This window comes from Streptomyces sp. NPDC002825, from assembly GCF_040295385.1.
Taxonomy (GTDB): domain Bacteria; phylum Actinomycetota; class Actinomycetes; order Streptomycetales; family Streptomycetaceae; genus Streptomyces.
In genome coordinates this window covers 226,021-242,000 of the sequence record NZ_JBEOVH010000007.1, presented here as the reverse complement: position 1 = coordinate 242,000, position 15,980 = coordinate 226,021, and the positions used below count along the sequence as shown (strand labels likewise).

General features: G+C 73.1%; 16 protein-coding genes. 3 read left to right on the top strand and 13 right to left on the bottom strand.

Annotated features, from left to right (window positions below):
* Positions 1-96 precede the first annotated feature (96 nt).
* Positions 97-1,506 (top strand): MFS transporter, encoded by a 1,410-nt coding sequence (locus tag ABT041_RS12625; protein WP_351183102.1) that lies wholly within the window; start codon positions 97-99, stop codon positions 1,504-1,506.
* A gap of 7 nt (positions 1,507-1,513) precedes the next feature.
* On the opposite strand, the gene ABT041_RS12620 is transcribed toward ABT041_RS12625, so the two are convergent.
* From ABT041_RS12620 to ABT041_RS12600, 5 genes are all read right to left on the bottom strand, one after another.
* Positions 1,514-1,867 (bottom strand): MmcQ/YjbR family DNA-binding protein, encoded by a 354-nt coding sequence (locus ABT041_RS12620; protein ID WP_351183100.1) that lies wholly within the window; start codon positions 1,865-1,867, stop codon positions 1,514-1,516.
* Positions 1,864-3,159, bottom strand: coding sequence for a hemolysin family protein (locus ABT041_RS12615; protein ID WP_351183098.1), 1,296 nt, complete (start codon positions 3,157-3,159; stop codon positions 1,864-1,866). The genes ABT041_RS12620 and ABT041_RS12615 overlap by 4 nt, the downstream gene beginning before the upstream one ends.
* 4 nt (positions 3,160-3,163) lie before the next feature.
* The gene (gene ybeY, locus ABT041_RS12610; RefSeq protein WP_041129173.1) at positions 3,164-3,661 is read right to left on the bottom strand and encodes an rRNA maturation RNase YbeY; all 498 of its coding nucleotides are present in this window, start codon (positions 3,659-3,661) and stop codon (positions 3,164-3,166) included.
* Between the two features lie 12 nt (positions 3,662-3,673).
* Positions 3,674-4,702 (bottom strand): PhoH family protein, encoded by a 1,029-nt coding sequence (locus ABT041_RS12605; RefSeq protein ID WP_351183095.1) that lies wholly within the window; start codon positions 4,700-4,702, stop codon positions 3,674-3,676.
* Between the two features lie 106 nt (positions 4,703-4,808).
* Positions 4,809-5,927, bottom strand: coding sequence for a carbohydrate kinase family protein (locus tag ABT041_RS12600; protein ID WP_351183093.1), 1,119 nt, complete (start codon positions 5,925-5,927; stop codon positions 4,809-4,811).
* A gap of 257 nt (positions 5,928-6,184) precedes the next feature.
* Here ABT041_RS12600 and ABT041_RS12595 point away from each other — a divergent pair, with 257 nt between their 5' ends.
* Positions 6,185-7,516 carry an MFS transporter gene (locus ABT041_RS12595; protein WP_351183091.1) on the top strand — a complete coding sequence of 444 codons (1,332 nt, stop codon included), beginning with the start codon at positions 6,185-6,187 and terminating at the stop codon, positions 7,514-7,516.
* Positions 7,517-7,526: 10 nt separating this feature from the next.
* Here the strand turns inward: ABT041_RS12595 and ABT041_RS12590 are convergent, their stop codons facing one another.
* The 6 genes from ABT041_RS12590 to ABT041_RS12565 form a co-directional block, all read right to left on the bottom strand.
* Complete coding sequence (locus ABT041_RS12590; protein ID WP_351183089.1) at positions 7,527-8,444, bottom strand: RICIN domain-containing protein; 918 nt, start codon at positions 8,442-8,444, stop codon at positions 7,527-7,529.
* A gap of 146 nt (positions 8,445-8,590) precedes the next feature.
* Positions 8,591-9,589, bottom strand: a complete 999-nt coding sequence (locus tag ABT041_RS12585) for an adenosine deaminase (RefSeq protein WP_351183087.1) — start codon at positions 9,587-9,589, stop codon at positions 8,591-8,593.
* Positions 9,590-9,591: 2 nt separating this feature from the next.
* Positions 9,592-10,497, bottom strand: coding sequence for a ribonuclease Z (locus ABT041_RS12580; RefSeq protein WP_351183085.1), 906 nt, complete (start codon positions 10,495-10,497; stop codon positions 9,592-9,594).
* 3 nt (positions 10,498-10,500) lie between these two features.
* Positions 10,501-10,860, bottom strand: coding sequence for a histidine triad nucleotide-binding protein (locus tag ABT041_RS12575; RefSeq protein WP_351183083.1), 360 nt, complete (start codon positions 10,858-10,860; stop codon positions 10,501-10,503).
* A gap of 131 nt (positions 10,861-10,991) precedes the next feature.
* Positions 10,992-12,086: a tetratricopeptide repeat protein gene (locus ABT041_RS12570; protein ID WP_351183081.1), complete on the bottom strand. Its 1,095-nt coding sequence runs from the start codon at positions 12,084-12,086 to the stop codon at positions 10,992-10,994.
* On the bottom strand, positions 12,083-13,378 hold the full coding sequence (locus ABT041_RS12565; protein WP_351183079.1) for an ATP-binding protein: 1,296 nt from the start codon (positions 13,376-13,378) through the stop codon (positions 12,083-12,085). The genes ABT041_RS12570 and ABT041_RS12565 overlap by 4 nt, the downstream gene beginning before the upstream one ends.
* A gap of 68 nt (positions 13,379-13,446) precedes the next feature.
* On the opposite strand from ABT041_RS12565, the gene ABT041_RS12560 reads away from it, so the two are divergent.
* Positions 13,447-13,830, top strand: coding sequence for a hypothetical protein (locus ABT041_RS12560; RefSeq protein WP_351183077.1), 384 nt, complete (start codon positions 13,447-13,449; stop codon positions 13,828-13,830).
* Here ABT041_RS12560 and ABT041_RS12555 read toward each other — a convergent pair.
* Together ABT041_RS12555 and ABT041_RS12550 are read right to left on the bottom strand one after the other, a co-directional pair.
* The gene (locus ABT041_RS12555; protein WP_351183075.1) at positions 13,827-14,570 is read right to left on the bottom strand and encodes a 16S rRNA (uracil(1498)-N(3))-methyltransferase; all 744 of its coding nucleotides are present in this window, start codon (positions 14,568-14,570) and stop codon (positions 13,827-13,829) included. The two genes, ABT041_RS12560 and ABT041_RS12555, sit on opposite strands and share 4 nt — an antisense overlap.
* Positions 14,567-15,658, bottom strand: a complete 1,092-nt coding sequence (locus tag ABT041_RS12550; RefSeq protein WP_351183073.1) for a nitronate monooxygenase — start codon at positions 15,656-15,658, stop codon at positions 14,567-14,569. The genes ABT041_RS12555 and ABT041_RS12550 overlap by 4 nt, the downstream gene beginning before the upstream one ends.
* Positions 15,659-15,980: the final 322 nt, after the last annotated feature.

Genomic DNA, 15,980 nt, shown 5'->3' with positions numbered 1-15,980 from the left:
TTCCTCCCCCTGGACGCATGGTGGATGCCTGGTGGTGCGACCAACAGGATAAGTTCCCGCTCCCCAGCGTTGTTCCCGTCCGCCGAAGGTGGGCGCATGGCAACGACGACCACCCCGCCCGAGTCCCCCACCACCACCGCCCCCGCCGCTCCCCCGGCCCTCACCGGCCGCGACCGGCTCGTCCTCTTCGTCCTGTGCGCCGCCCAGTTCATGGTGGCGCTCGACTTCTCCGTCCTGAACGTCGCTCTGCCCGTGCTCGGCGCCGACCTCCGCTTCGACCCGTCCGGCCTCCAGTGGGCGGTCACCGCCTTCGCCCTGCCGTCCGGCGGCTTCCTGCTCCTCTTCGGCCGGATCGGCGACCTCTTCGGCCGCAAGAAGCTCTTCCTCTCCGGGCTCGTGCTCTTCGGCGCGGCCTCCCTGCTCGCCACCCTCGCCTGGAGCCCGGGCGCCTTCCTCGCGGGCCGCGCCCTCCAGGGCCTCGGCGCGGCGGCGATCGTGCCGACCGGCATGGCCCTGCTCACCACCGCCTTCCCCGAGGGCCCGCTGCGGGCGAGGGCGCTGGGCATCTCCGGCACCCTGATGTCGCTCGGCTTCACCATCGGCATGGTGCTCGGCGGCGTCATGACCGACACCCTCGGCTGGCGCTCCACGATGGGCCTGCTCGCCGTCTTCACCCTGATCGTGCTGCCGCTCGCCCCGGGCCTGCTCCCCGAGTCCCGCACCCCCGAGCGGCCCCGCCTGGACGTGCCCGGCGCGCTGACCGTCACCGGCGGTCTGCTGTCCCTGATCTACGCACTGACGACGGCTGCGGAGCGCGGCTTCGGCGGTGTGGACGTCCCCGTCGCCCTCGCCCTGGGCGTGCTGCTGCTCGTGGCCTTCGGCCTGATCGAGTCCCGGCACCCGGCCCCGCTGGTCTCGCTGCCGGTGCTGCGCCGCCGCACCGTCGCCTTCGGCAACCTGGGCGGTCTGGTCACGTTCTCGATGATGTCGACGATCGTCTTCGTGCTGACCCTGTACCTGCAGGAGACCCTCGGCCTCTCGGCCTTCGCCTCCGGCATCGTCTTCGGCGTCCAGGGCGCGGTCTCGGTCGTCGCCGGCATGTTCACCCCGAAGGTGATCGGCCGGTTCGGCGCCCAGCGCACCCTGGTGGTCTCGCTGCTCGGCCAGGGCCTGCTGACCGCGGCGCTGCTCGGCATCGGCCGGGAGTCCGGCGCGGTCCTGGCGACCGTGGCCGTCTCGGTGGGGTCGATGCTGCACCTCGGCGCGATCATCTCGTACGGCGTGACCGTCACCTCCGGCGTACGCGACGAGGAGCAGGGTCTTGCGACCGGTCTGGTCACGACCACCCAGCAGGTCGGTCTGACCGTCGGCATCCCGCTGCTCGGTGTCCTGGCCACCACCGGCTCCGACCTCTTCGCCGGGGTCCGCACGGTCATCGCCCTGGACGCGGCGATCGTGGTGGGCGCGGCGGCCCTGATCGCCCTCGGCCTGCGGCGCCGGTCCTGAGGTCCCCCTACGGGCGGTCGAGGCGGAGCCGTACCGCCTTCGGCAGACCGGCGACGACGAGGTCGTACGAGTCCTCGACGAGCTCCCGGACCATCCGGTCCGGGAGCTCTCCGACGGTCACGGTGTTCCAGTGCCGCTTGTTCATGTGGTAGCCCGGGGCGATCGCCGGGTGCTCCTCACGGAGCCGTACCGCGTCGTCCGGGTCGCACTTGAGGTTGACCCGCAGCGGCCGGCCGTCCAGCCACGAGAGCGCGAACATCTTCCCGGCGACCTTGAAGACGGAGGTGTCCGGACCGAACGGGAACTCCTCCGAGGCGTCGTTGAAGTCCAGGCAGAAGGCGCGCAGCTCGTCGGGGGTCATTCCGGCTTCTCCTCCGGTTCCAGCGGTTCCACGAGCACGGTGACGATCTTGTTCCGGCGGCCGGCGGGCGATTCGGCCGTCAGCCGCAGCGAGCGCCTGTCCGGCAGCTCCACGACCGCCTTCGCCCCGGAGATCGGGACCCTGCCGAGCGCCTTGGCGAGCAGACCGCCGACGGTCTCCACGTCCTCGTCGTCGTACTCGTCGGGGCCGAAGCCGTACAGCTCGCCGAGGTCGCCGATGTCGAGGCGGGCGGTGACCCGGTAGCGGTCGTCGCCGAGCTCCTCGACGGGCGGCAGCTCCCGGTCGTACTCGTCGGTGATCTCGCCGACGATCTCCTCCAGGATGTCCTCGATGGTGACGATGCCGGCCGTGCCGCCGTACTCGTCGATGACGACGGCGACGTGGTTGCGCTCCTGCTGCATCTCGCGCAGCAGGTCACCGGCGTTCTTGGTGTCGGGCACGAAGGCGGCGGGCCGCATCGCGGTGGACACCAGGTCGGCCTCGGAGTCCCGGTTGATGTGGGTCCTGCGGACCAGGTCCTTGAGGTAGACGATGCCGACGATGTCGTCCTCGTTCTCCCCGGTGACCGGGATCCGGGAGAACCCGGAGCGCAGCGCGAGGGTGAGGGCCTGACGGATCGTCTTGTACCGCTCGATGCAGATCAGGTCCGTACGGGGCACCATCACCTCGCGGACGAGGGTGTCGCCCAGCTCGAAGACGGAGTGCACCATGCGGCGCTCCTCGTCCTCGATGAGCGACTCCTGCTCGGCGAGGTCGACCATCGCCCGAAGCTCGGCCTCGGAGGCGAAGGGTCCCTTGCGGAAGCCCTTGCCCGGGGTCAGCGCGTTGCCGATGAGGATGAGCAGCTGCGGGATCGGGCCCATGATCCGGGCCAGCGGGAGCAGCACGTACGCGGCGGCGGTCGCCGTGTTCAGCGGGTGCTGGCGGCCGATGGTGCGCGGCGAGACGCCGACGGCCACGTACGAGACGAGGACCATGACGGCGATCGCGACGAGCAGCGCCTGCCAGGTCTCCGGGAGGGCTTCCAGGCAGACGTACGTGACGAGGACGCCGGCCGCCATCTCGCAGGCGACGCGGACGAGCAGCGCCACGTTGAGATAGCGGGTCGGATCGGAGGCGACCTGGGCCAGCTTGTCCGCCCCGCGCCGCCCGGACCGGACGGCCTCGGCGGCGCGGAAGCTGGAGACACGGGCGAGACCGGCCTCGGCGCAGGCCGCGAGCCAGGCCACGATGACCAGCGCGACGGCACCGAGGATCAGGGAGACGTCCATCGGGTCAGGACACGGTCGGAGCCGGGGACGGGCCGGTGAGGCCCTTCTCCGCGCGCCAGCCGTCCACGATCGCCGCCTGGAGGCCGAACATCTCGGCCTTCTCGTCCGGCTCCTCGTGGTCGTACCCGAGCAGGTGCAGCACGCCGTGGACGGTGAGGAGCTGGAGCTCCTCGTCCATGGAGTGCTGCGTCGGCGCGTCCTTGCCCTGCTGGGTGGCGACCTCGGGGCAGAGCACGATGTCGCCGAGGAGCCCCTGCGGGGGCTCCTCGTCGTCCTTCGACGGCGGGCGCAGCTCGTCCATCGGGAAGGACATGACGTCCGTCGGCCCGGGCAGGTCCATCCACTGGATGTGGAGCTGCTCCATCGCCTCCGCGTCCACCACGATCACCGAGAGCTCGGAGAGCGGGTGGATGCGCATGCGCGCGAGCGCGTAGCGGGCGATGTCGAGGATCGCCTGCTCGTCGACCTCGGTTCCGGACTCGTTGTTGACGTCGATCGACATGGTGCTCGTCTGCTACTTCCCGTTGCGGATGTCGTACTTCTCGTACGCGTCGACGATACGGCCGACGAGCTTGTGCCGGACGACATCCTGCGACGTGAGCATCGAGAAGTGGACGTCCGGGACACCGTCGAGGATGTCGCGGACCTGCCGCAGACCGCTCTTCGTCCCGTTCGGCAGGTCGACCTGGGTGACGTCACCGGTGATGACGATCTTCGAGTCGAAGCCGAGGCGGGTGAGGAACATCTTCATCTGCTCGGGGTTCGTGTTCTGCGCCTCGTCGAGGATGATGAACGCGTCGTTCAGCGTGCGTCCGCGCATGTACGCCAGGGGCGCGACCTCGATCGTCCCGCTCGCCATGAGCTTGGGGATCGAGTCGGGGTCGAGCATGTCGTGCAGCGCGTCGTACAGCGGGCGCAGGTACGGATCGATCTTCTCGTAGAGCGTGCCCGGCAGGAAGCCGAGCCGCTCGCCCGCCTCGACGGCGGGCCGGGTCAGGATGATCCGGTTGACCTGCTTGGACTGCAGGGCCTGGACCGCCTTCGCCATGGCGAGATAGGTCTTTCCGGTGCCTGCGGGGCCGATGCCGAAGACGATCGTGTGCTTGTCGATCGCGTCGACGTACCGCTTCTGGTTGAGCGTCTTGGGACGGATCGTGCGACCCCGGCTGGAGAGGATGTTCTGCGTGAGCACCTCGGAGGGCGTCTCGACGGCCGCCTCCCCGGTCTCCTCCCGGAGCATGGCGATCGAGCGTTCCACTGCGTCCTCCGTCATCGGCTGACCGGTGCGGAGCACCAGCATCATCTCGTCGAACAGGCGCTGGATCAGAGCGACTTCCACCGCGTCGCCGACCGCGCTGACCTGGTTGCCCCGGACATGGATGTCGGCTCCCGGGAACGACCTCTCGATCACGCGGAGCAGGGCGTCACCGGAGCCGAGGATGGTCACCATGGGGTGCTTCGCCGGGACGGTGAAGTGGGCGCGGGCCTGTCCAGGCGCCCCGTCGTGGGGCGCTCCGTTGTGGGCTGTGGGTGACTGAGTCATGGGCCGGCACTGTGGCCTGCACATACCTCCCGTTGCAGGGTTCTCGCTGCTCGACAACCTCTCGGCTACCAAGCCTACGACCAGGCACCGACAGACCCGTAAGGGTTTACGAATGAGCGGCCCGGAACCCGATCGTCGGCACCGCCCTGCGCAGCGGCCACGGGCGGGCCGGGGCCGGCAGGAGCCGCTCGAGGAAGGCGTAGCGGCCGCGCAGCGCCTCGGGGTCCTGCCTGGCATGGCCCTGGACGTGCTGCCACCAGGCGGCGATCTCTCCCCAGGTCGGGGCGGACAGCGAGCCGCCGAACTCCTGCACGGACAGGGCGGCGGTCAGACCGGCGAAGGCGAGCCGGTCGGCGAGCGGCCAGTCGGCGAGGGTCCCGGTGACGAAACCGGCGACGAAGACGTCCCCGGCGCCGGTCGGGTCGAGGGCGGCGACCTGGATGGCGGGGACCTCGGCGGTCTCGCCGGTGGCGCCGTCGACGGCGTAGGCGCCCTCGGAACCGAGGGTGACCACGGCGTAACGGACCTTGTCGGCGAGGGCGCGGGCGGCGGCCCGGGGGCAGTCGGTGCGGGTGTAGCGCATCGCCTCGGCGGCGTTCGGCAGGAAGGCCTCGCAGTACTGGAGGTCGGTGAGTCCTGCCAGGTCCCAGCGGCCGGTGTCGTCCCAGCCGACGTCGGCGAAGACCTTGGCGCCGCCGCGGGCGGCCTGGGCGACCCACTCCTCGGAGCGGCCGGGCACGAGGGAGGCGACGGCCGCGCGCGCGTGCGGCGGGTAGGCGGGCAGGGCGCCGTCGAGCGGCGGGGCCTCGTGGCCGTGGGAGACCATCGTGCGCTCGCCCTCGTAGGCCATGGAGACGGTGACCGGGGAGTGCCAGCCGGGGACGGTCCGGGAGAGCGAGAGGTCGATGCCCTCGCCCTGCTCCAGGGCGTCCCAGCAGTACTCGCCGTAGTGGTCGTCGCCGAACGCGGCGGCGAGCGAGGTCCGCAGGCCGAGGCGGGCGAGCGCGGTGGCCATGTTGGCGACGCCGCCCGGGCTCGACCCCATGCCCCGGGCCCAGGACTCGGTGCCGCGGACGGGGGCGCTGTCCAGGCCGGTGAAGATGATGTCGAGGAAGACGGTGCCCGTGAGGAAGACGTCGCAGGCGGGGTCCGTGGGCTCGCGCAGGCACACCAACGGGTCGACCCCGGCGTCGTGTTGCGGCTGCTCTCCCCTTGCTGTGGTCACGGCAGGCTCCCCGGTCGTGGTGCGGATCAGATCAGTGTGCCCGATGGGGGTGGGGTGACGGGTGGGACGCACAAGAAGGCGCTCCGTTACCCCCGAACCCGTCCGCCAAACACATGGTGACCCGGATCACATGCCGAAGCGGCGGAAACCACCTTCTCCCGCCCCTCGCCCGCTTGATACACATGGTCCGCGACCCCGTGCCCCACGCACACCACCGGGCGCTCCACCCCTCCCTCTTTCAGTTCCTGGGAACGCCCATGTCCTCGCGGACCCGCGGCAGGGCACTCGTCGCCCTCGTCGCCCTCTTCACGGCCGGCTACCTCGCCCCGTACCTCCTGCCGACCGTCGTCGGCCGCCTCTCCGCCGGCCTCGGCCTCGCCCCCTCCCAGGCGGGTCTGATCGGCTCCGTCCTGCTCCTCGGCTCCTCCACGGCCGGCTTCACGCTGGCCGCGCGCGGGGAGCGGATCGGGCCGCGCCGGGCCGCCCGCGCGGGCCTGCTCGCGATGGCCGTCGGATACGGCTGCGCCGCCGCGACCGCAACCGTGCCGCTGGTCGTCGCGGGCGCCGTCCTCGGCGGCCTCGGTTCGGGCACGGCGACGGCGGTGGCCGCGGCGGGGATCGCCGGGCAGCGCGACCCGCACCGGGCCTCCACCCTCGGCCTGCTCTCGGTCTCGGCGACGGCCGGCGCCCTCTACCTGACCCTGCCGCACCTGGGCGGCGGCCACGCCGCACCACTCCTCGCGATCGCGTGCGGGGCGGCCCTCGTGTGGCCCTTCACGGGCGGCCTGCCGAGCACCGCGGGCGCCCCCGGCGTCCGCGATACCGCCGGAGGCCCCGGCCCGCTCCCCCACCGGCGGGCGGGCGCGGTGCTCGCCGGGGGCATCCTGTGCTGGTCCCTCGCCCAGAACGCCCTCTGGGGCGTGAGCGGCCGCATCGGCCTCACCCAGGCCGGCCTCTCCGAGGTCACCGTCGGCGCGGTCTTCGCGGTGGCGCTCGGCGCGGGCCTCGCCGGTGTCACCGCGGCGGGCGCGCTCGGCTCGCGGCTGGGCCGGGCGGTCCCGATCGGCGCGGGCACGGTGGCCATCGCGGGCTGCGTCCTGCTGAGCTCGACGGCGCAGAGCCTCGCGGGCTTCGCGACCGGCGAGATCCTCTGGAACGTCTTCTATCCGGTCGTGCTGTCCTATCTGCTCGGCCTGGCGGCCTCCCTGGACCCGCGCGGACGCTGGGCCGTCATGGTCGGCTCGGCCTCGTCCCTCGGTGTGGCCTGCGGCCCGGTGACCGGCTCCCTGCTCTCCGACCGCGCCGGCTACCCGGGCATGGGCCTGGCCCTCTGCGTCCTGCTGCTGCTCGTGGCCGCCCCGATGACGGCCGTCGCCCGCCACGCCTCCGGCCGCCCGCTGGTCCCGGGCTCGATCCGCCGCCGCGGCGGGGCCCCTGCGGCGGTCCTCGCGGGCCGGGGCCCGGGGACGGCCCTGGTGCCCCAGATGGGAGCGCCGGAGCAGGAGGTCACCCCGATCCCGGTCGCCGCGGGCCGCCGCCGGGCGGCGAAGTCGGCGTTCCGCCTGGCCCGCCCTTCGGACCGGGGCTGAGCTCTGGCGGTCACCCCTGCCCGAAACGCCAGAAGTGGTCGGCGTACGGGCCGCAGGGGTACTGGTTGACCGGCGCGGTCTCCTGGGTGCTCGCCCCGGGGACGGCGAGGCAGAGCCCGCTGTTGGCGTTGACGATCCGGTAGAGCGGGCGTCCGGCCGTGTCCCGCTTCTGGTACTCGACCCGCCAGAGATGGTCCGGGTAGTCGCCGCAGGGGTACTGGTTGACGTTCACGGCACTGGCCTTGCTGGCGCCCGGAACGGCCGCGCAGTACCCGCTGTTGCCGTTCACGATCCGGTAGCGGGCCCGTCCCGAGCCGTCCGCGCCGGCGGACCGCAGGTGCCAGAAGTGATCGGCGTACGGGCCGCAGCCGAACTGGTTCAGGTCGACGACCGCCGTCGAGGCGCCGGGCACCGCGAGGCACAGGCCGCTGTTGCCGTTCACGATCCGTACGGCCGGTCCCACCGGAGGCGCCACGGCGGTGCCGTCCCGTAGCGCGGGCGGCACGCGGGTCGGGGACGGCCGGCCGGGCGGAGGGGTCTCCGGAGCGCGGGTGGGGGCGCCGGACGGTCCCGGTGCGGAACTGGGCGCGACCGTTTCCGGTGCCGTCGTGCCCGTCGGGGACGGCGTCGCGGACGCCGTCCCGCTGCCGGGCTTCTGGGCCGTGGTGGACGTGACCCCCGTGGGCGCGACCTGCGCGGGCGGTGGCGCCGACGCGTTGCCCGTGCGCTGCGTCTGGGTCAGCACCGTCGCCAGAGCGCCGACCAGGGGCACCACCACTCCGGCCACCCACCAGGCCCAGCGGGGCGGATGCGGGTCCGGCCGGTCGGCCGGGGCGGCTCCCGAGGTCGCTCCCGAAGCTGCTCCCGAGGCTGCGGGGCTCGGCGGCGCGGCCGTGGCGTCCCCGGCGGGATCGGGCGTCTCTGACACGTGCTGCTCCCCCCGAAACAACTGTCGTCGCCCGAGTATCACCCCACGGCCGGACCCGGAAACCCGCAATCCGAAAACACGTACGCCCGACGTCTCCGGATCATCCGGCCCCGGCTTCTCCCGTCACCGGCGCCGGGCGGGTCCCCTCACCGGCCGCCGAACTCGTACGCCTCCACCTCGGCCAGGTACCGCGCCCGCCGCTCCTCGTCGTCGTCGAGGAACGACGCCTCGAAGGAGTTCCGCGCCAGCTCACGGAGCTGGTCCTCGGTGAGGTCGAGCGCCTCCCGCACCCCGTCGAAGTTGTCCCCGACGTAGCCCCCGAAGTACGCGGGGTCGTCGGAGTTCACGGTCACGAGCAGCCCCGCCGTCATCATCGTGCGGAGCGGATGGTCGGCGAGGGTGTCGATGACGCGGAGCCGGACGTTCGACAGGGGGCAGAGCGTGAGCGGCACCCGCTCGCGGGCCAGCCGTTCGACGAGCTCCGGGTCCTCCATGCAGCGCAGGCCGTGGTCGATCCGCTCCACGCCGAGGACGTCCAGGGCTTCGCGGACGTAGGCGGCGGGGCCCTCCTCGCCCGCGTGGGCGACGCGCCGCAGGCCGAGCCGGGCGGCCTCCTCGTACACCTCGCGGAACTTGGCCGGCGGGTGGCCGACCTCCGCCGAGTCGAGGCCGACCCCGGTGATCCGGTCGAGGTACGGCTTCGCGGCCTCCAGGGTCGCGAGCGCCGACTCGGCCGACTCGTCGCGCAGGAAGCACAGGATGAGCCGGGTGGAGATCCCGTACCGCTCCTCGGCACGGTCGAGGGAGGCCCCGAGCCCCTCGATCACGGTGCCGATCGGGACGCCGCGGGAAGTGTGCGCCTGCGGGTCGAAGAAGATCTCGGCGTGCCGGACGCCCTGGGCGGCGGCCCGCTCCAGATAGGCGTCGGCGAGCTCGGTGAAGTCCTCGGCGGTGCGCAGGACCGCCATCAGCGCGTAGTACAGGTCCAGGAAGGACTGGAGGTCGCCGAAGCTGTACGCCTCGCGGAGCGCGGCGGTGTCGGCGTACGGCAGGGTGACGCCGTTGCGCTCGGCGAGCGTGAAGGCCAGCTCGGGTTCGAGGGTGCCTTCGATGTGGAGGTGCAGTTCGGCCTTGGGTACAGGCATGGTCACGTTCGTTTCGGTACGGGGACCCTCATGAGGTCCTGGGCAATGCTCAGTTCGCCGTCGAACCCCGCCGCCCGCGCCTGTCGTTCGAAGGCGGCGGGGTCGGAGTAGCGCTGCGAGAAGTGGGTGAGGACGAGGTGGCGCACGCCCGCGTCCCGGGCGACGGCGGCGGCCTGTCCGGCCGTCAGATGGCCGTGGTCGGTGGCGAGCCGGACGTCCTCGTCGAGGAAGGTGGACTCGATGACGAGCATGTCGGCGCCTTCGGCGAGGGCGTGCACCCCGTCGCAGAGCCGGGTGTCCATGACGAAGGCGAAGCGCTGCCCGCGCCGGACCTCGCTGACGTCGTCGAGGCTGACGCCGTTCAGGCTGCCGTCGCGCTGGATCCGGCCGACGTCGGGACCCTTGATGCCGTGCGCGGCGAGCTTCCCGGGCAGGATGCGGCGCCCGTCGGGCTCGGTGATCCGGTAGCCGTAGGACTCGACGGGGTGGGAGAGCCGGCGCGCTTCGAGGGTGAACTCCTCGGTGACGGCGACCGGCCCGTCGGCGGCCACCGGGGACTCCGTGAGCTGCACGGTCTCGCGGTAGGCCGTCGCGTACCGCAGCCGCTCGAAGAAGCGCTGCCCGCTCGCCGGGTAGTGGGCGGTGACCGGGTGCGGGACCTGGTCGAGGTTGATCCGCTGGATCACCCCGGCCAGGCCGAGCGAGTGGTCGCCGTGGAAGTGCGTGACGCAGATCCGGTCGAGGTCGTGCGCGGCGACCCCGGCCCGCAGCATCTGCCGCTGGGTGCCCTCGCCGGGGTCGAAGAGGATCCCTCTGCCGTCCCAGCGGAGCACATAGCCGTTGTGGTTGCGGTGCCGGGTCGGGACCTGGCTCGCGGTCCCGAGGACGACCAGTTCGCGTACGGACACGGGTTATCCGGGGGGCCAGTTGAGACCACGGCCGCCCAGCACGTGCGCGTGGGCGTGGAAGACGGTCTGTCCGGCGCCGGTGCCGGTGTTGAACACGATCCGGAAGCCGCTGCCGTCGATCTTCTCCTGCTCGGCGATCTCGCCCGCCTCGCGCAGTATGTCGGCGGCGACGGTCGGCGCGGCGGCGGCGAGCGACGGGGCGTCCGGGTAGTGGACCCGCGGGATCACGAGGACGTGCGTGGGCGCCTGCGGGTTGATGTCGCGGAACGCGACGGTGGTCTCCGTCTCGCGCACGATCGTCGCCGGCACCTCCCCTTCCGCGATCTTGCAGAACAGGCAGTCGCTCTGCGGCTCTCCGGCCATGTCCCGGACCTCCTCCGTCTGATGCCGATCACTGACCATGTCCTGGCCGTGCCTTGACGATCAACTACCCGGTCATGCTATCCGCCGCCCCCGACAGCCGGGGGAGGCCGACGGGAGCCTGTGGAAAACCCTCAGTCCTTCGGTGCGCGGCGGTTGAGCGCCGACCGGCTCACCCAGTACGTGATGATCACGCCCCAGAACAGGGCCGTGCCGAGGGCGCTCACCGCTCCCGAGTCGAAGGACCACAGGGCGAGCGAGGCGAGCGAGTAGAGCCCGAGGAGCCCGACGGCCCCGGCCATGAACAGCACGGGCCGGCAGTTGCGCGCCACGAGGAGCATCGGCCGGCGCAGCCGGGGCGGCACCCGGCGGGCCATCCACACCGCCCAACCGGCCCAGGCGCCGAGGATCACGGCGTCGCCGACGAGGAGCGGGACGGCCGCGTCGCCCCAGGTCGCGGGGGTGGGGATCGCGCCGAGGGTGACGGCTGCGGCCAGGAAGCTCACGAGGGCGACCCAGCGGGCGCCCGCGGCGGTGTTCCAGGCCATGGCCTCCAGGTTGTAGCGGGCCTTGCGGTCCTGGAGGTCGAGCGCGGCGGAGGCGACGAAGCCCTCGGCGGCCTGGGTCCAGGCCCCGCGCCGGAACCAGCGGCGGCGCAACCGCAGCAGCGAGAGGTTGTTGTGGGCCTCGCTGCTCTGCGGGTTGAGGCGCAGGGTCGTCTCGTACGCGCGCTGGGCGGTGGCGTGGTCGCCGCGCCGCTGGGCGGTGAGACCGACGAGGAAGTGGGCGGCGTCCTCCTCGGGGGCGAGGCCCACGGCGGTCCGCGCCGCCTCGTACGCCTCGACGGTACGCGCGGGCGTGCGGGCGTGCTCGGCGTGCTCGGCGAGGGCGGTGCCGAGCGCGTAGTGGGTGCCCCAGTGGTTCGGGGCGAGTTCGACGGCGTGCCGGGCGGTGGCCTCGGCCTCCTGGAACCGCCGCTCGGCCAGGAGGACGTGCACGCGCATCAGCCAGCCCCCGAGCAGCTCGGGCTCGGCCCGCAGCGCCTGGTCGACGGCGGTCAGGGCGGCCGCCCGGTCGCCGGCCCGGTGGTGGCAGCGGGCGAGCAGGACCAGCGCCTCGGCGTCCTCCGGTTCGGTCGCCAGGTGCCGGGCGACGAGCTCGCCGGCCTGCGCGTACCGGCCGGTCTCGTAGAGCGCCTCGGCGCGGGCGAGCGCGGTGGAGCCGGTCACAGCTTGCGCTTCCGCTTGAGGTGGGAGAGGAGGTCGTCGTACAGGCCGCCCTCGTTGGCGAACATGGCGACGTTCCGTGCGGCGGCGAACCACGGCTCCGTGGACGGCTTGATCTGCTTGGCTGCGCCGAGCAGGTCCTTGGTGCTGATCAGGCGTACGGAGCCGGAGCGGGCCGATTCGAGGAGCGCGGCCTCGGCGGCCGTCTCGCAGACGTGGGCGAGGTCCGCGCCGGAGAAGTCCTCGGTGGCCTTGACGAGCTTGCCGAGGTCGACGGCCTCGATGGGGCGCTCCCGCAGGTGGTAGCGGAGGATCGCCTCGCGGGCGGCGGCGTCCGGCGGCAGCACGAGCAGGGTGCGGTCGAGGCGGCCGGGGCGGCGCAGCGCGATGTCCACGTCCCAGGGCACGTTGGTGGCGGCGAGGACGAAGATCCCCTCGTTGCCGGCTCCGCTCGCGATGCCGTCGAGCTCGGTGAGGAGCTGGTTGACGACGTTGCGCAGACCGCTGTGGTGAGTGCGGGAGCGCTTGGCGCCGAGGGCGTCCAGCTCGTCGAGGAAGACGACGCAGGGCGCCTGGCGGCGGGCTGTCTCGAAGATGTCGTGGATGTTCTTCTCGGAGGCCCCGATCCACATGTCGAGGACGTCGGAGAGCGAGACGGTGAGGAAGTTGGCGCCGAGCTCGCCCGCGACGGCCCGCGCGATGAACGTCTTGCCGCAGCCGGGCGGGCCGTACAGGAGGAGGCCGCCGCGCAGCGACTTGCCGTACAGCCTGCGCAGTTCGGGGTTGCGCATGGGCGCGAGGAAGGCGGCCTCCAGGCGCTCCTTGACCTCCTCCATGCCGCCGACGTCGGCGAGGCGTACGGCTCCGGGGGCGTCGACGTCCCAGGCGGCGGCGTCCCCGGCGATCCCGTCTCCGCCCTCGGCCTGCGGGTCGTCGAGGAACCGGGGCCCGACGAGGTCCCGCACCTGCTGCTCGGCGGCGTCCCAGTCGAAGGAGGGTGCGGGCGCCGCGGGCTCTTCGGAGACCGGAGCGGGCACGGGCGCCGCGGGCTCTTCGACGATGGGCGCCGGAGGCTCCGCGGGCGCGGCGGGCATCCCCATGGCCCGCACCATCAGCGCACGCGCGTCCGCGTCCCCCGGCGCGTGCTGGAGCGCGACGGCCGCCTCGGCGACGGCCTCGTCGTTGCGCCCCTCCGCGAGGAGGAGCTCGGCGAAGTGGAGGCGCAGGGGCACGTCACCGGGGGCGGCGGCCACGGCGGCGCGCAGACTGCGGATGAGGGGGGACTCGTCGGCCATGCGGGTCAGCCTAAGGAGCACGCGGGGGCCGGTGTCCACCGGGTCGGCGGCCGCGTAGGCTCCGCCGGATGAGACGGGAAGGCGCACCGCGCAGGCTGACCGTGGACGGCACCGTGTGGCTGTGGAACGTCCGGCACCGGCACCCCGACTGCCGGACGGTGCTCTCGCTGCGCCGCGCGGAGCAGCCCCACGCGCAGCTGCGGCTCGTCTTCCGGGAGGGCCCGGGCCGCATCGTGGCCGGATACCCCTTCGGCCTGGGCGACGTGGCCTCGGCCGACGGCGACATCCTGAACCTGAACAAGCCCGGCGTCGTACGCCGTTTCCTGGAGGAGGCAGCGGCCCGCGGCCTCCTCCCGGCCGCCCACGGCGTCCACGAGGAGAACGCCTGGCCCCTCTACGACACGCTGACCGGGCCCGGGGGCCAGGGCCCGATCCGAAAAACGGGTCCCTAACTCCAGCGGCCGGTGCGCCCCAGGACCAGGGCCGTGGCCGCCGTGCCGGCTGTCGAGGTGCGCAGGACGCTGCGGCCGAGGCGGTACGGCTTCGCCCCGGCGGCCTCGAAGGCGGCGAGCTCGTCCGGGGAGACCCCGCCCTCGGGGCCGACGACGAGCACGATCGAGCCCTTGGCCGGGAGTTCGGCGGTGGCGAGGGCGCCGCTGGGGTGGTCGCGGTCCTCGTGCAGGACGGCCGCGAAGTCGGCCTCCGCGAGGAGCGCGGCGGCCTGCTTGGTCGTCATGAGGTCGGCGACCTCGGGGAAGCGGGTGCGGCGCGACTGCTTGCCGGCCTCGCGCGCGGTGGACCGCCACTTGGCGAGCGCCTTGAGGCCCCGGTCGCCCTTCCACTGGGTGATGCAGCGCGAGGCGGCCCAGGGCACGATCGCGTCCACGCCGGTCTCCGTCATGGTCTCGACGGCGAGTTCGCCCCGGTCGCCCTTGGGGAGGGCCTGGACGACCGTGATGCGCGGCTCCTCCGCGGGGTCCTCGTGGACCTCGTCGACCCGCACGGTCAGCTCGTCCCTGCCCTCGGCGGAGACCACCACGCACGCGGCCCAGCGGCCCCGCCCGTCGGCGAGCACGAGCTCCTCCCCGGCCCGCAGCCGCTTCACGGACACGGCGTGCCGCCCCTCGGGCCCGTCCAGGAGGAAACTCCCGGGGCCGGGGACGGTGTCGACGACGAAGACGGGTGCGGTCATGAGGCGCTCCTGGAGGCGAGCCCGGAAAGGTCGGAGAGGGCGGTGTCGAGTTCGGCGGCCAGCACCTCGACCAGCTGCCCGGCGGGAAGCGCGCGGGTGAGGCGGTGGCCCTGGCCCGCCCACAGGGCCATGCCCTGGGCGTCTCCGGCGGTGGCGGCGGCCTTGCGGAGCGGGGCGGTGAGGTGGTGGATCTCGGGGTAGGCGGCGGGGGCGTACGGCCCGTGCTCGCGCATGAAGCGGTTGACGAGGCCGCGCGCCGGGCGCCCGGAGAAGGCCCTCGTGAGGGCGGTCCGGGTGAACAGCGGGTCCGTCAGGGCCTGCTTGTGCAGGGGGTGGGCGCCCGATTCGGGGCAGCCGAGGAAGGCGGTGCCGAGCTGGGCGGCGTCCGCGCCGGCGGCGAGGACGGCGGCGATCTGCGCGCCGCGCATGATCCCTCCGGCGGCGACGATCGGCAGGGCGACGGCCTCGCGGACCTGGGTGACGAGGGTGAGCAGCCCGGTGCCGGGCGCGCCCTCGTCGGCCGGGTCGTCGCGGTACGTGCCCTGGTGTCCGCCGGCCTCGACGCCCTGGACGCAGACGGCGTCGGCGCCGGCGCGCTGCGCGGCGAGGGCCTCGTCGGCACAGGTGACGGTGACGATCGTGTACGTGCCGACGCGGTCGAAGGCGTGGAACGTCTCCTTCTCGGGGCAGCCGAAGGTGAAGGAGACGACGGGGACCGGGTCCTCCAGGAGGATGGCCAGCTTGGCGTCGTACGCGTCGTCGCGGGAGTCGTCGGTCTCGCCGAGCGGAGTGTCGTACCAGGTGGACTCGCCGGCGAGCTGGTGGCGGTAGACCTCGACGGCGGCGGGGTCGGCGGGCCGGCCGTCCTGCGGCATGAACAGGTTGACGCCGAAGGGGCGTGCGGTGAGCCCGCGGACCTGCTTGATCTCCTGGTACAGGCCTCCGGCCGTCTTGTACCCGGCGGCGAGGAAACCGAGCGCCCCGGCCTCGCAGACGGCTCCGACGAGCTCGGGACAGGAGGCGCCACCCGCCATGGGGGCCTGCACGATCGGGAACCGAGAGAGATCGTTCAGTGCGGTGGTGGACATATGGGCATCGTGTCATGCCCCTACGGGGCCATAGAAAAAGGGGCGGCACCGGAGTGCCGCCCCTTGATCAGGCCTACCGCCCGTTGAAGGCATCCTTCAGACGCGAGAACAGCCCCTGCTGCCCCGGCTGACCGTGCTGACCCGGAGGACGACCCCCGGACCCCCAGCCGAGCGCCTACCGCCCGTTGAACGCATCCTTCAGACGCGAGAACAGCCCCTGCTGCCCAGGCTGACCGTGCTGACCCGGAGGACGACCCCCGGACCCCCAGCCGAGCGCCTACCGCCCGTTGAACGCATCCTTCAGACGCGAGAACAGCCCCTG

What these genes read in the sequence shown, in the direction of transcription:
- ABT041_RS12585 (WP_351183087.1), bottom strand. Translation starts at nt 9,589, where the DNA reads ATGCCTGTACCCAAGGCCGAACTGCACCTCCACATCGAAGGCACCCTC.
- ABT041_RS12595 (WP_351183091.1), top strand. Translation starts at nt 6,185, where the DNA reads ATGTCCTCGCGGACCCGCGGCAGGGCACTCGTCGCCCTCGTCGCCCTC.
- ABT041_RS12625 (WP_351183102.1), top strand. Translation starts at nt 97, where the DNA reads ATGGCAACGACGACCACCCCGCCCGAGTCCCCCACCACCACCGCCCCC.
- ABT041_RS12620 (WP_351183100.1), bottom strand. Translation starts at nt 1,867, where the DNA reads ATGACCCCCGACGAGCTGCGCGCCTTCTGCCTGGACTTCAACGACGCC.
- ABT041_RS12560 (WP_351183077.1), top strand. Translation starts at nt 13,447, where the DNA reads ATGAGACGGGAAGGCGCACCGCGCAGGCTGACCGTGGACGGCACCGTG.
- ABT041_RS12565 (WP_351183079.1), bottom strand. Translation starts at nt 13,378, where the DNA reads ATGGCCGACGAGTCCCCCCTCATCCGCAGTCTGCGCGCCGCCGTGGCC.
- ABT041_RS12555 (WP_351183075.1), bottom strand. Translation starts at nt 14,570, where the DNA reads ATGACCGCACCCGTCTTCGTCGTCGACACCGTCCCCGGCCCCGGGAGT.
- ybeY (WP_041129173.1), bottom strand. Translation starts at nt 3,661, where the DNA reads ATGTCGATCGACGTCAACAACGAGTCCGGAACCGAGGTCGACGAGCAG.
- ABT041_RS12615 (WP_351183098.1), bottom strand. Translation starts at nt 3,159, where the DNA reads ATGGACGTCTCCCTGATCCTCGGTGCCGTCGCGCTGGTCATCGTGGCC.
- ABT041_RS12575 (WP_351183083.1), bottom strand. Translation starts at nt 10,860, where the DNA reads ATGGCCGGAGAGCCGCAGAGCGACTGCCTGTTCTGCAAGATCGCGGAA.
- ABT041_RS12550 (WP_351183073.1), bottom strand. Translation starts at nt 15,658, where the DNA reads ATGTCCACCACCGCACTGAACGATCTCTCTCGGTTCCCGATCGTGCAG.
- ABT041_RS12605 (WP_351183095.1), bottom strand. Translation starts at nt 4,702, where the DNA reads ATGACTCAGTCACCCACAGCCCACAACGGAGCGCCCCACGACGGGGCG.